The organism is Bradyrhizobium elkanii WSM2783, assembly GCF_000472865.1.
GTDB lineage: Bacteria > Pseudomonadota > Alphaproteobacteria > Rhizobiales > Xanthobacteraceae > Bradyrhizobium > Bradyrhizobium elkanii_A.
The window spans coordinates 1-13901 of the sequence record NZ_AXAP01000097.1; the positions used below are offsets into that span (position 1 = coordinate 1).

The window sequence follows — 13901 nt, forward strand, 5'->3', positions numbered from 1 at the left end:
AGCCTCGGGATTCCTGCTGCTGTTTCCGTTCTACGGGACCGATATCCTCGGCATGCAGCTCGCGCAGGTGGTGCACGCCGTGACGGCTATCCTGTTCATCGCCCTGATCCTCGGCCATATCTACATCGGCACGGTCGGGATGGAAGGCGCCTTCGAGGCGATGGGCACCGGCGAGGTCGACCTCAACTGGGCCAAGGAACATCACGACCAATGGCTCGCCAAGAAGCTTGCGGGGGAAGGGCGCGCCGAACCTACGGCGACGCCGGCGGAATAGCTGCTCATTTTCAATCGTGACTGCCGCGGCGAGGCGGTGGCGCGTCGTCGCGCTCGCGCAGATAGTCGTCGGTGGTGCGGACGGTCGGGCTCGCCACGCCATAGGATTCAAAGCCCTGCTCGGCGACGAAGTTGACGCGGCAATCGTCGCACATCTTGATGACGTCGAGCTTGCGCGGTGAGCCCTTGTACATCCAGTGCTTGCCTTCGAGCTTGGCGGCCACGCGCTCGATCGTGCTCTTGACGCCGAATGGCTTGCCGCAGCGGATGCAGCAGAACGGCTCTTCTTCCTTGAGGATGCGGGCAGGGGCTCTTGCCGCGCCGAAATCGAGCCGCGGCACCAGCGTGATCACGTTCTCCGGACAGGTCGACTTGCATAGGCCGCACTGGACGCAGGCGTCCTCCACGAAACGCAGCAGCGGCCGTTCGGGATCGTCGCGCAAGGCGCTGGTCGGGCAGGCCGATACGCAAGACAGGCACAGCGTGCAGCCGGTTGCATTGACTTCCACCGCACCGAACGGTGCGCCCGCGGGCAGCGGGATGATATCGGCAGGCGCTGGCGCCGCGCGATGCAATTCGCCGAGCGCAAAACGCAGCACGTCGCGTTTCTTTCCCGTGGCCCGGAAGCTCGCCGGGCGCGGCGCCGGCGGCAATGAAGGGATCGCGCGCAACGTCTCGAGCAGCGTGTCCGGATCGTCGGTCTCGATGGTGGCGATCCGCTCCGTGCCGAAGCCGAGCCCGGTCAGGATTGGATCGGCGATCGCCATCGTCCGCGCCAGGCCCGCAACGTCATGGCGCGGTTTTGCCCGCAGCAGGAAACGCATCGCAGACGCGCCATAGGCGAAGGCGGCGGCAATGCTCTCGAGCCCGATCTGCGTGACCTCGTTGACCGCGAACGGCAACACGTTGGCCGGCAATCCATCGCCGAAACGCGCCAGCGCGTCGATCAGCGGGGCACCATGTGCGTCGTCATGCACCAGCACGATCGCCTGCTCGCCGCCGGCCTCACGATAGGCGATCAGCAGCGCACGCAATTTGCGCATCAGTGCGTCTTCCGGCGGCAGCGCGTAGGAGGCGGCGCCGGTCGGGCAGGCCGCCGCGCACTGGCCGCAGCCCGCGCAGATATTCGCATCGATCGCGACATGATCGCCGGCCGGCGTGATCGCGCCTGCGGGACAGAGATCGAGACAACGGGTGCAACCGACGCGCCCGGAGCGCGAATGCGCGCACAGCTTGGCGTCGAACGTGACGTAGCGCGGCTTCTCGAACGTGCCGACGAGATCGCGCGCCTTGAGCACGGCCTGCAGCATCGCCGCGGGGGAAGCGGGATCGGCGCGCAGATAGCCGTCGCGCAAATCCGCGGCCGGGAACAAGGACACGCCGCCGGTCAGGTCGAGGATGATATCGCAGTTCGATCGCGCATTGTTGCGCGAAGGGCCGAACAGCAGCGTGTCGCGCGAGGAGGGTGCGCGTTCCGCGAAATCGTCGACCACGACCTCAAAGGCGCCAAGATGGCCGCGTGCCGCGGTCACCTTTCCCTTCGCTACCGGGAATTCGTCCTTGCGCGGTGGCGCGATGGCGGCGGGCGGCTCGATCAGCACGGTGACGTCGAGATGGTCCTTGAGCAGATTGCCAGCCTCGATTGCGCTCTCATCGCGGCCGCAGATCAGGATGACGCCGCCGCTTTCGAGTTCGACCGATGGTGCCGGCGGTGCAGTCTCGGCCGCCGCCGCAAGCAGCGCCGCCATTTTCGGCCCCGCGCGGTCGGCATCGCCGGACCAGCCGGCGGTTTCGCGGATGTTGGCGAATTGTATGGATTGTGTGCGGCCACTTTCTTCGGCCACGTCGGAGAACAACGCCGCTTCCTGGGTACAGGCGACCGTGAGCGGGCCGTCTTCGGCGGCGATGGCTCGGAAGCGATCAATCTCGGCGCGGCAGAGTTGCGCTGCCGTCATCGGCGAGTGACGACAGCCGCGGCTGATTGCATCGCCGTCGAGCGACATCGTGCCCTCGCACGAACAGATGAAAACACGCCTCTCGGTCTCAGACATGCGGTCACGAACCCGTGTAGCCATACGGTACAGCCGGCGAAACTGGCCGGGAACATGTGCAAAGTATATACTGCCTCTCAGGCAAAATACGATGGCGGCATAGCGACTTGCAGGGAGCATCGGATGAGTGCGCCGCGCGATTTCTGGCTGGCTTGCGGCCATCATCTGCTCGACCGCGACAAGAGCGGCCGGCTGCTGGTCACCGACGACTTCCTGAAAGCCTATCTGGCGCGGCCCGAACTGATGCCGCCGCCGGAGGCCTGCGCGGCGGAGCAGGAGTTGCACCGCGCGCTGCTGAGTCACCCGCGGCTGCCGATCTCGGCCGCACAAGTCGATGCGATCGCCGACGCTGATGCGCGCGAGAACTGGCAGATGATGATCGCCTGGCGCGATCACCTGGTAAAGCACGGGAGCCTCGAGGCCGCTTATCTCGCGATCATCAGGCGCAACATCGCCTTTCCCCAGCTCTTCATCGGCCAACTGGTGCAACTGATCCTGCGCAACGCGCTGGATGATTGCGGCGATGCTTTCATCCTGCGCGCCGCCGAACTGTTCTTCCGGCCGCAGAAGCTCATGATCGAAGAGGCCTCGGTTCTCGCCATTGACGAGGAACGGGGCTCGCTAACCGGCCGGCATTCAGCGTCGCCGCTAATGGCGCTGCTCGGGCTGCCCGAGGCCACTGAGGTCGACGTGCTGAAGGAGTCCACGGCGGGCGTCTATTGGGCGCGCAGCGACCGGTTCGACATGGCGCTCGACCTCGCCGCCAGTGGGCGGGGGATGGCCGCGCTCGGCGATGTGATCGCCCGTTGGCTTGCGCATCTGCTGGCGATCGAGGTCAAGGTCGAGTCTGTGGCGGAACTGCGCGAGGCATCATGGAACTGGTATGTCGGACTGAGCTCCGACGCCACTCGCATCGGCGACGCGATCTGGCATGGCGATGATCTCGATGACGGCGTGCGCGCTCAGTTGATCGGCCTGTTCCGGCTGACGTTCCGCGATCCCGCCTATATGATCGAAAAGGTCAGGGGCGAGCCGGTTTATTTGCTGCTCGCCATGACCACCGATGGGGGGTTGCGGCTGAAGCCGCAAAACCTCATCACCGGCTTGCCGATTGCGAACGCGGAGGCAGTCAATTGATATCGACGGCGCTGGAGCGCATTTCCGTTGGCGTTGTGGTCGAACGGCGCAAGGGCAGGAGCGCCTGGGCCGACGTCCTGTGGCGACCGGTTTCGGTGCTCGTGGGAAGCCCCTCGGCGGCGCCGTGGACGCCGCTCGATAGGCAAGGAGAGGTGACGTTGTTCTATGCCGGCGAGGCGGTGATCGAACTGCACCGCACCGAGACCGGCAACTATCGCGACAATCTTGCATCCGGCTCGCCCACCCTGTGGGTCAATCTGCGCCCGACCGGCTCCGAGCCGCCTTACGAACTGCTTGCCGTCACCGCGGATCCGGCCGAGGGCGAGGCGTTCACCGACGCCGGCAGCAATCTCGTCGAGGCGGTGCCGATGCCTGCCGGCGTCGCCGAGATCGTCGAGCGATTTGTCGCCCGGCATCATGTCGAGCGCCCCTTCATCAAGCGGCAACGCGACCGGCAGGGGCCGCCGACTTAGGACAAGAGAGAGTGCACCGTGGCTGAAGAGCACAATGTTTTCCTTCGCTGGGCGCGGCTGAAGCAGATCGCGAAAGAGCGCCGGGATGCGGCGGTCGCTCCGACCGGCCGTGAAGAAGCAGCCGCGCCGCCTGCGGCCGACGCGGCGGGCGATGAACCGTTCGACCTCGCCAGCCTGCCGTCAATCGAATCGATTCTCGCCAATACCGACATTACCGCGTTCCTGCGCGCCGGCGTGCCGGCCGAATTGACCCGCGCGGCATTGCGCCGGGCCTGGACCAGCGATCCCGCTATTCGCGACTTCATCGGCATCGCGGAGAACCAGTGGGATTTCAACGACCCGACCGCAATTCCGGGGTTCGGCCCGCTCGGTCCGACGGAAAACGCCACTGACCTTCTCGCGCAGGTCTCGCGGCGGCTGGAGCAGATTCCGGATACGCTCTCAGACATGACGTCGCCCGCCGATACGGTTCGGCCCGCGGCGGCTAATTCCGCCGAACCCGTTCTCGATCCTGCGCCCGCGACAGAGGGACCGTCGCTAGCTGACGCTGCATCATCGAATGAAATGCCGGACCTTGGCTCGCAAGGCGAGCAAGCCCCTCGCGAGCAAGCGCTAGAATCTCCCCGAAAGCGGCGTCATGGCAGCGCATTGCCGCAATAGCGATCGACAGGGCGGCATGTCTTTTTGGATCGAACCATGACGGATTCAATTTCAAAGGGCACTGCACCGCGCATCGTCGACGAGATCGATCGCGCCCGGGCGCAGGAATACGCGCTATTGGCGACCCTGCTGACGCGCAGCCCGGACGCCGAACTTCTTTCCCGTCTCGCCGGCCTGCGTGGCGATGCCAGCCCGATCGGAATAGTGCATATCGCGCTGGCCGAAGCGGCGGGGCGGACCGATCAAGAGCGCGCGTCGCGCGAGTTCTTTGCGCTGTTTGCCGGCCTGGGGGACGGAGCGCTGCTGCCCTATGCGTCGCATTATCTTGCCGAGACATTGTACGGGCGGCCGCTCGTTCGGGTGCGGGAAACGCTCGATAGTCTCGGCATCGAAAAGGCGCCGGAACGGACGGAGCCGGAGGATCACGCCGGATTCCTCTGCGAGATCATGGCGGGTCTGGCTGGCGGCAGCATCGCGGCGCCCAATGGTGCCGACCGCGACTTCTTCGAGCGGCATCTTTCGCCCTGGATCAGGCGCTTCTTCATCGACCTCGAACGGGCAAAATCGGCTGATTTCTATGCATCGGTTGGCGCGCTCGGGCGCACCTTCATCGACATCGAAGCCGAGGCGTTCGCACTTTCGGCCTGAACGCCGCTTTTGCCTCCGGTGAGACTCATTCGCTGCGGAACTGTGGTACAAAATGACGTGAAGAGGAGAAATACGATGCGCGCGTTCGTCCTGGCCTGCCTGTTTGCGGTCGTTGCCGCGGTTGGAGCGGCGGTGATTCTCGACAATTTCGTCCAGGAATCGGCGACCTCGGCCTTTGCCTTGCCGAGCGCCAGGGTTTAGCGCTGCATTCACATCGGCGTGGGTCTCGAAACCTTAAGCGGATCGTACGGACTCAATTGAGTGGAGAGGGAGATGCCTCATATGATCCGCTCATTGATTTCAGTCTTCGCCATTGCCGTTGTAATTGTTATTGGAACCCTGTTTTGGCGAGCGCATTCGCATCCGGTTGAATTGACCTCTGCGGCCATGCCGCCGCTGGCGCAATTGCACACGATGGCCGGCGTTGAGAAATTGCCTGCTCAGGAGATCGAGGATCAATCGCTGGTCTATCCGACACCGACGAGATAGGCTGACGCGATAGTCCGGGCTTGGACGGCCGGTTTGAGAAACGGGATCGGCCCATGATAGGGCTAGGCGGAGAATGTCTCCGTCCATTGCCGGCCCGCCATGCGCCCCCGAACCATCGATCTCAATCTGCTCGTCATGCTCGAGGCCCTCGTCGCCGAGCGCAGTGTTTCCAAGGCTGCGCGGCGCATGGGATTGACGCAGTCGGCGATGAGCCACGCGCTGCGGCGGCTTCGCGACACCTTCAATGATGAGCTGTTTGTCCGCTCCCCCGACGGGATGGAGCCGACGCTGCGCGCGCTCGAACTCGCCAATGCGACGCATGCGGCGCTGGAGCAGATCGAGCGGACTATCGACAAATCCGCAAGCTTCGATCCCGCGACCGCGGAGCGAACCTTCACGCTGCGGATCTCCGAATATGTATCGGGCCACCTGCTGCAGCGCTTGTGTCCGATCCTGCGCAAGGAGGCGCCCGGCATCCGCATCAATGCGGCGCATTTCACCGGCGATCCGCGCGAGGACGAGATCGTCGGCGACGAAATTCACGTCCGGCTTGCCTCGTCCGGAAATCCGGAAGGCCGGCGCGAGCGGCTGCGCGTGCTCGACGAACGCTTCGTGGTGCTGATGCGGAAGACCAATCCGGCGCGTCGCAGCAAGATGACGCTGCCGTTCTACGCCTCGCTCTCGCATGTCAAGGTCACCGGCACCATCGGCACCAATGTGATCGATGATGCGCTGCGCATCCGCGGGCTCTATCGCCAGATCGTGTTCAACGTGCCGAGCTGGCGGGACGCGCGCCATATCGTGGCCAACAGCGATCTCGTCGCCGCCATACCGGCGCGATGGGCACGCGACCGGGAGACGCCGCTGCCCTGCGTCGCGGTCCGCTTTCCGCTTGATGACGTCACCTTCGCGATCGACCTCGAATGGCATCCGCGCTTCGCGCTCGATCCCGGCCAGACCTGGTTCCGCGCGCTGATCGCAAAGCAGTTCTAGCGCGGCACGCCTTCACCTCTCCCGCTTGCGGGAGAGGTGGCGCAGCGTCCATCCTGGGCGCCTTCTGTATGAATTCAACTCATATTCAACATGAAAATTATGAGTTTTATTTATCTGACCGGTTTGTGACATCGTGGGCCGACAACAACACAAGAGACGGCGGGAGAAACGCGGGTGGCCCTTCAGAAGCGATATCTTGTCTACATCGGCCTGTTCGTGCTGATGTTCATCAACTATCTCGACCGGGTTAATCTCTCGGTCGCGGCCAAGTCGATCTCGGAGACCTACGGTCTGACGCCGATCGACATGGGCTACATCTTCTCCGCCTTTCTCTGGACCTATCTGATCTGCCTGATCCCGATGGGCTTGCTCGCCGATCGGTATGGTGGCCGCGCCGTCACCTATACGACGCTCGGATTGTGGTCGCTGGCCGGCATCTGGACCGGCCTTGCGACGACCTACTCCTCGCTGTTCGCCTCGCGCCTGGTGCTCGGCGTCGGCGAATCCGCAAGCTATCCCGCCGGCGGCAAGATCATCCGCGAATGGGCGCCCGAGGGCGAGCGTGGCATCGCCTCGGCATTCCTTAATTGCGGCGCGCATGCCGGGCTTTGCGTCGGCTCGGTCGTGGTGGGCTCGCTGATCGTCGCGTTCGGCTGGCGCGAGTCGTTCTACATCACCGGCGCTGCCGGCGTCGTGCTCGCGCTGCTCTGGTTCGCGCTGTATCGCCAGCCGGAACGTGCGTCGTGGCTCAGCGCACAAGAGCGCGATTTCATCCTGAAGAACCGAGGCGCCATCGCCGCACGGGGGGCCGGCGAGTTAAATCAGTCGGCCGCGCTGAAAGGACTTCTGAGCAGCCCCTCGATGTGGGCGCTGGCGCTCACGCAAGGCTGCGCCGGCTATACGCTCTATCTCTTCATGACCTGGCTGCCGAGCTATCTCGCCGCCACGCGTGGCATGGATGTGCTCAAGTCGAGCCTGTTCTCCGCCATTCCCTATGGCGTGGCCGCGATCCTCGGCCTTGGCCTCGGCTGGTTCAGCGACAGCCTCTTGAAGAAATCAGGTCGAGGGAATGCCGACCGGCGCAAGCTGATTGCGGCGATGCTGCTGCTGTCGTCAGTGATCCTTGCTGCTCCGCTGGTCGATTCGATCTGGGTCATTACGATGCTGATCAGCATTTCGCTTGCCTGCGTGGCCACCGCAATGGCGATGAACATTGCGCTCACCGCCGACCTGATGACCGACGGCCGCTACAACGGCGCCGCCACCAGTCTCTTGATCATGGGCGGCAATCTGTTCGGAACGGCCGCGCCGATCGTCACCGGTTATGTGGTCGCGACCACCGGCGGTTATTCCGGCGCGTTCCTGATTGCGGGCGTGCTGCTGCTCGGCGGCGCCGTGGTGATCACCTCGGGGGCGCGGACGCCGATCCGGCTTTCAGCCGCGTCGGAAGCGAGACTGCAGGACCGCGCGGCTTCGGTCGTCTAAGGGAGCAAATCATGAAGAAGCTGACATTCACCGCGGTCTCGCGCAACTACTTCAACATGCCGGTCTGGATCGCCAAGCACCGCGGCATGTTCGCAGATGAAGGGCTCGATGTCGCGATCAAGCTTTATGAGGGCGTCGACGAGGTGACGAATCGCATTCGTGATGGCCGCGCCGAGCTCGGCTACGGGATCACCGAGCACGTGATCCTCGACAGCGAGGCCGGCGGCTTCCTCGAAATCGTCGGCGGCAATGTCAACCGGCTGCCGTTCTCCTTCATCACCGGCAAGAACATCAGGACGGCGGAGGATCTGCGCGGCAAGACCGTCGGCGTCTCCTCGATCGAGGCAGGCAGCTCGTCGCTGGTCATGAAGCTGCTCGCCGCACGCGGCCTCGAATACCCGCGCGATTACAAGATCCGTGCGGTCGGCCCGATCCTGACGCGCTGGCAGATGCTGCAGTCCGGCGAGATCGATGCCGGCCTGCAGGGCGCGCCGCTGAATTACATGGCGATCGACCAAGGCTATCCCAGCCTGTGCGAGCCGCGGCAGGAGGTGCCGTATTTCCAGTTCACCTCGCTGAACGTCGACAGCCGCTGGGCAAAGGCGAATACGGACGCGATGCACCGCTTCATGCGGGCCTTCGTGCGGGCGCATGAGTGGTTCTTTGCCAACCGTGCCGGCGTCAGCCCGATCGCGATCGCCGAAACCGGGATCGCGCAGCGCTATGCCGAGCGCGCCTGGGACGAATACACCAGGGATGAGATTTTCCCCCGCGATGGGGATGCGAACGACGCCGCGGTGCAGGCGCTGATCGAGATCAGCTCCTTGATCCGCGCGGTGCCCAACCGCGTCAAGTCGCAAGCCGCCGACTACATCAACCGCAGCTATCTGCACGCCGCGCAGCACGACGTCGCGGCGGCCTGACGGCCACGACCATGTCGACATTATCTGATATCGACTACGGCAGCCGGCTTCGCGCCGGGCTGCTCATTCCATCCGGGAATTCGGTGGCCGAGCCGGAGATCCGCGCCATGCTGCCGCGGCAAGTCTCCATGCTAGTGACACGGCTGGCGTTGCGCGGCAGCTCGAAGCCGGAGCTGATGCGCATGCTCGATCGGCTCGAGGCCGCCTCCGAGCTGCTGGCGGACGCCGAGGTCGATGTCATCGTATTCCATTGTACGGCGGTCTCGACCTTCGCGCCGGAGCTCGCCGGCGGAATCCGTGAGCGCATCCAGTCGGCCTCCGGCATCCGCTGCTTCACCACGGCGGATGCGATCCTGGCGGGATTGACGCGCCTGAACGCGAGGCGGGTCTCGCTGCTGACGCCCTATATCGATGAGGTGCACGCGCGCGAGATCGCGTTCCTGGAAGCCAGCGGTTTCCAGGTCGCGGGCGGCGCCAATCTCGGGATCAACACCAATTCGGAAATGGCGGGCCTCAGCCCCGAGGCGATCCTCGACTGGGCCAAGGGCGCGATCGATCCGCGCGCGGATGCCTGCCTGATCAGTTGCACGGCCATCAAGTCGGCGCCGGCGATTGCCGAGCTCGAGAGAGTCTCAGGAGTCCCCGTGCTCACGAGCAATCAAAGCATGGTGTGGCACCTCATGAGGTCGAACAGCATCGACAGCGATGTCGCGGACTATGGTTGCCTGTTTTCGACCGGCCGGGTCGTAAGGGGCGCAGAGCGGAAGCCAATCGCCGCGAATCGTTAAGGCAATTCACAGGCGTGGAGGTGGCCACGTGGACCAGCCGCGCAGATAACTTTTCGTCGCGCGGGTGATCAGGTACATCCAGGCTTCGTTCCCTGCCGCCTGCGGCAGGGAGATGATGTGCTGGCATGTCCCAAGGCTTCACGGATGAAGAAGACGAAGAATGTGCAACCGGGCGCTCCCGCCCTTGAAAAGGGGCTGGATCTCCTGGAAGCGCTGTCGGCTGAGGCGCGCGGTCTCAGCCAGAAGCAGTTGGCCGAGCGGGTCGGCCGCTCCGTCGGCGAGATCTTCCGCATGCTGGTGGCGTTGGAGCGCCGCGGCTATGTCACGCGCGATCCGGCGACGGGTGAATACACGCTGACGCTGAAACTGTTCCGGATCGCCTCGCAATTCCCGCCGGCGGAGCGGCTATTGAAGGCCGCGCTGCCCGTGATGGAGCAGCTTGCCGGCCGGGTGCGGTTGTCCTGCCATCTCACCGTGCTGCACGGCGAGCAGTTCATGGTGATCGCGCGGATCGAGCCGGAATGGCTGATGGGTTGGTCGGTCAAGGTCGGCGCCGTGTTTCCGCTGACCCAGCAATACGCGTCGGCGAAGGTGCTGGCGGCGTTCCAGCTCGAAGGCCGGCGCGAGGAGCTTGCGGAAGTCATCGCCGCCAATGATCGCATCAGCGGCAAGAAGGCGCTCGCGGCGCTCGACCGAATCTCGGCGGAGGGCGGCAATTTCTCCAACGACGACGGCTATACACGTATCCTCGCCTATAGCTGCCCGATCGTCGAAGCTTCGGGCCGCGCGGTCGCTGCGCTGACCGTGCCCTTGGTGCGAGAGGGCCGCATCTCCGCGGGCGAAGCCGCCACCATCGCCACCGAGTTGCGCGCCGCCGCGAAGATCGTGTCGGAGAAGATCGGCGGCGTGCCTTAGAAGTCGAGTGGCAGGCACGGTGGAGGTGTGCTCCCTCTCCCGCTTGCGGGGGAGGGCCGGGGTGGGGGTGTCTCCACGAGGCGAGACTCTTCGTGTGGACAGAGCCCCTCACCCGGATCGCATCTGACGATGCGATCCGACCTCTCCCGCAAGCGGGAGAGGTGAAGGGAGCGTCTCTAACCTACCGTCATGCCGCCATCGACGACCCAGGCGGCGCCGTTGACATGCGCGGCGGCGTCGGAGGCAAGAAACGCGACGACATCGGCGATATTCTCCGGCTTCCCGTACGGCGCACCACCGCTGCGGCGTGGCGTGACGGACCGCTCGCGCGCCTGGTCCTCGAGCTCCTGGATCATCCGCGACTCGATCGGCCCCGGCAGGATCGCGTTGACCCTGATCTTCGTTCCCGTCACTTCCAGCGCCGCGGTGCGGGTCAGGCCGAGCACCGCATGCTTGGACGCCACATAGCCGGCGAGCCCCGCACGGCCACGGATCGCCGAGGTCGATGCGGTGTTGACGATCGCGCCCCGGCCGCGCGGCCTCATCCTCGCCAGCACGTATTTGAGACCGAGGAAGATGCCCTTGACATTGACCTGCATCAGCCGGTCGAACGTATCGTCAGGGTATTCGTGCAGCGGTGCGACCACGCCCTCGATCCCGGCATTGTTGGCGAAGATGCCGATCGGACCCAGCTTCTGCTCGATCGTTTCGATAAACGCCAACGTCGCCGGCGCGCTGGAGACGTCGGCGCGGACGGCCAGCGCCTTGGCGCCGGCCGCTTCAACCAGGCGCGCCGTCGCCGCGGCCGCCGCCTCATCGATATCGACGATCGCGACGGCCGGGGCGGTCCGGGCCAGCGCGACCGCGATCGCCCGCCCGATGTCGCCACCACCACCGGTGACGAGCGCTACGTCGCCCTTCATGATTTCAGGAAGTCACAGCCGCCTTCCTCCAGCGGCCGCCACGCTTCGCTCGGCGGAATGGTCTTGATCAGCTTGTAATAGTCCCAGGGATATTTGGACTCTTCCGGCTTCTTGACCTCGAACAGATACATGTTGTGCAGCTTGCGGCCATCGGCGCGAACGCTGCCCTTGCCGAACAGGGGATCGTCGGTCGGCAGCTTCTTCATCTCCTGCACAACTGCCTTGCCGTCGCTGGACGCACCAAGCGCGTCGACGGCCTTGAGGTAGTGCAGCGTGGCGGCATAGACACCGGCTTGCAGCGCGGTCGGATAGCGGTCGCCGTTGCGCGGCGCGAAGCGCTTGGCCCAGGCGCGGGTATCGTCGTTGAGATCCCAGTAGAAGGATTCGGTGAACTGCAGGCCCTGCGCCGTCTTCAGTCCCAGCGAATGCACGTCACTGAGATAGAGCACGGTCGCGACCACGCGCTGGCCGCCCTGCGGGATGCCGAACTCGACCGATTGCTTGATCGAATTGATGGTGTCGCCGCCGGCATTGATCAGGGCGATGACCTCTGCCTTCGAGCTCTGCGCCTGCAAGAGGAAGGAGGAGAAATCCTGGCTGTTGATCGGCGTGCGCACGCCGCCGACGACATTGCCGCCGAGTTTCTGCACGACGTTCTTGATGTCCGCCTCCATCGCGTGCCCGAACGCGTAATCGGCGGTCAGCGTGAACCAGGTCTTGCCACCGCTGCCAACGACCGCCCGCGCGGCGCCGGACGACAGCGCGTAGGTGTCGTAGGTCCAGTGCACAAGATTTGGCGAGCATGATTTGCCGGTGAGATCGGACGAGGACGCGCCCGACACCAGGAGCGTCTTGTTGTTCTGCTGCACGACGTTGCGCACCGCGAGCGCCACCGAGGAATTCGGCGCGTCGATGACGGCGTCGACCTTGTTGCGGTCGATCCATTCGCGCGCGATGTTGGCGGCGAGATCGGCCTTGTTCATGTGGTCGCCGCTAATGACTTCGATCGGCCTGGTCATTTTGTGCGGCGAGGCCTGAAAATCCTCCACCGCCATCTTCGCCGCCAGCAGCGATCCGGGTCCGGTGACATCGGCATAGAGGCTCGACATATCCGTAAGCACGCCGAGCCGAAGCGGCCCGGGCTCCTGCGCCTCTACGCCGAAGCTGGCAAGGCCCAATGCCATGCCGCCAAGGCCGGCCATCAGCCGGCGGCGGTTCAACGAAATAGACTTTATCATATCCAAAACCCTCCCTTGTGTGGTCCGCGCTCTCGCACGGATGGTTGCGCCCGCGCGTGCTTGGCGCGCGGGTCGATGTTGTCGTTTACGGAATCAGGCGCTCGATCAGCCGCCGGTCTTCGACCTCGAAACCGCCGCCATAGACCTCGGACACCATGAATTGCGCGCCCAGGATTTCCGGCTTGAGATCCGCGATCGGGTCGTATTCGCTCGCGTGCAGCGTCATCGAGGCGCGGCCGGGCAGCGGCGCGGAATATTTCAGCGGCGTGCGGCGATAAGCGATGTCGGCATAGGCCGTCTCCAGGCGCTCCGGATGCGGCAGGCGGCGGACATGGATTTCGCCAGCGGGCAGCTCGTTGCCGTCGACGATGCGGACGACCGGCGCCTTCGGATCGGGCGTGAAGGAAAAGTCCGCCAGCGCAATGCCGCGCCGCCTGACCGATCCGTTGATCGAGCCGTCCGGCTGCTCATTGAAGGTGTAGTGCGCATCCTTCTTGGTGTAGCCGAAGACCTCACGGCCGGCGCAGATCCCCATCGGGTCGCTGCAATACATGAAGATATGCGTCTCGGTGAACAGGCCCTTGTAGCGTACGGGAACGGTGATCATCAGATCGAACATCTGTCCGGCATGCACCGCCAGCGAATGACCCGGCGACACCATGAAACGGAAGGCGACGCGGTCGCTCGCGATCTCGAACGGGGTATCCGCAAGCAGGCTCGCCACCTTGCCCGGCGCGACGCGCGTCATGATCTCGACCGTCCGCAACGTGCAGCCCCACTCCACGGGATAGGCCGGCGAGTAGGGTGGATTGACCCCGCTGTTCGGCTTCAACCGGTAATCGCCGAACATGCGGCGCCGGGGATCGTTGGGATCGGTAATCAGGTCGGTCATCTGGGCTTGCTCT

General features: G+C 64.6%; 15 protein-coding genes and 1 pseudogene. 12 read left to right on the top strand and 4 right to left on the bottom strand.

Annotation, left to right across the window (positions count from 1 at the left end; genetic code table 11):
* Positions 1-274, top strand: a pseudogene (locus tag YY7_RS54695) (formate dehydrogenase subunit gamma); the annotation flags it as partial.
* Between the two features lie 10 nt (positions 275-284).
* On the opposite strand, the gene YY7_RS0142460 reads toward YY7_RS54695, so the two are convergent.
* Positions 285-2276, bottom strand: a complete 1992-nt coding sequence (locus tag YY7_RS0142460; protein ID WP_028168464.1) for a 4Fe-4S binding protein — start codon at positions 2274-2276, stop codon at positions 285-287.
* A gap of 171 nt (positions 2277-2447) precedes the next feature.
* Between YY7_RS0142460 and YY7_RS0142465 the strand changes: the two genes are divergently transcribed.
* The 11 genes from YY7_RS0142465 to YY7_RS54715 all read left to right on the top strand — a co-directional run bounded on the left by YY7_RS0142465 (position 2448) and on the right by YY7_RS54715 (position 10835).
* Positions 2448-3461: a DUF6352 family protein gene (locus YY7_RS0142465; protein WP_028168465.1), complete on the top strand. Its 1014-nt coding sequence runs from the start codon at positions 2448-2450 to the stop codon at positions 3459-3461.
* The gene (locus tag YY7_RS0142470) at positions 3458-3934 is read left to right on the top strand and encodes a DUF3305 domain-containing protein (RefSeq protein ID WP_035692441.1); all 477 of its coding nucleotides are present in this window, start codon (positions 3458-3460) and stop codon (positions 3932-3934) included. Before YY7_RS0142465 ends, YY7_RS0142470 begins: the two co-directional genes overlap by 4 nt.
* Positions 3935-3952: 18 nt before the next feature.
* Positions 3953-4594 carry a DUF3306 domain-containing protein gene (locus tag YY7_RS0142475; protein WP_028168467.1) on the top strand — a complete coding sequence of 214 codons (642 nt, stop codon included), beginning with the start codon at positions 3953-3955 and terminating at the stop codon, positions 4592-4594.
* A gap of 36 nt (positions 4595-4630) precedes the next feature.
* Positions 4631-5242: a TorD/DmsD family molecular chaperone gene (locus YY7_RS0142480; protein WP_028168468.1), complete on the top strand. Its 612-nt coding sequence runs from the start codon at positions 4631-4633 to the stop codon at positions 5240-5242.
* Between the two features lie 75 nt (positions 5243-5317).
* On the top strand, positions 5318-5443 hold the full coding sequence (locus YY7_RS64590) for a hypothetical protein (RefSeq protein WP_283807046.1): 126 nt from the start codon (positions 5318-5320) through the stop codon (positions 5441-5443).
* A gap of 72 nt (positions 5444-5515) precedes the next feature.
* Positions 5516-5731, top strand: coding sequence for a hypothetical protein (locus YY7_RS0142490; protein WP_155255561.1), 216 nt, complete (start codon positions 5516-5518; stop codon positions 5729-5731).
* 99 nt (positions 5732-5830) lie between these two features.
* Positions 5831-6724, top strand: a complete 894-nt coding sequence (locus tag YY7_RS0142495) for a LysR family transcriptional regulator (protein WP_028168470.1) — start codon at positions 5831-5833, stop codon at positions 6722-6724.
* 174 nt (positions 6725-6898) lie between these two features.
* A complete protein-coding gene (locus YY7_RS54700) occupies positions 6899-8209 on the top strand; it encodes an MFS transporter (protein WP_035692443.1) in 1311 nt (436 codons plus the stop codon).
* 11 nt (positions 8210-8220) lie between these two features.
* Positions 8221-9132: an ABC transporter substrate-binding protein gene (locus YY7_RS54705; RefSeq protein WP_051397224.1), complete on the top strand. Its 912-nt coding sequence runs from the start codon at positions 8221-8223 to the stop codon at positions 9130-9132.
* Between the two features lie 11 nt (positions 9133-9143).
* Complete coding sequence (locus YY7_RS54710; protein WP_051397225.1) at positions 9144-9920, top strand: maleate cis-trans isomerase family protein; 777 nt, start codon at positions 9144-9146, stop codon at positions 9918-9920.
* 144 nt (positions 9921-10064) lie between these two features.
* Complete coding sequence (locus YY7_RS54715) at positions 10065-10835, top strand: IclR family transcriptional regulator (protein ID WP_051397226.1); 771 nt, start codon at positions 10065-10067, stop codon at positions 10833-10835.
* 176 nt (positions 10836-11011) lie between these two features.
* Here the strand turns inward: YY7_RS54715 and YY7_RS0142520 are convergent, their stop codons facing one another.
* From YY7_RS0142520 to YY7_RS0142530, 3 genes are all read right to left on the bottom strand, one after another.
* Positions 11012-11758, bottom strand: coding sequence for an SDR family NAD(P)-dependent oxidoreductase (locus tag YY7_RS0142520; protein WP_028168471.1), 747 nt, complete (start codon positions 11756-11758; stop codon positions 11012-11014).
* Positions 11755-12996 (bottom strand): ABC transporter substrate-binding protein, encoded by a 1242-nt coding sequence (locus YY7_RS0142525; RefSeq protein WP_433994564.1) that lies wholly within the window; start codon positions 12994-12996, stop codon positions 11755-11757. Before YY7_RS0142525 ends, YY7_RS0142520 begins: the two co-directional genes overlap by 4 nt.
* Before the next feature lie 85 nt (positions 12997-13081).
* Positions 13082-13888, bottom strand: a complete 807-nt coding sequence (locus YY7_RS0142530; protein WP_207231086.1) for an acetoacetate decarboxylase family protein — start codon at positions 13886-13888, stop codon at positions 13082-13084.
* Between the last annotated feature and the right edge of the window lie 13 nt (positions 13889-13901).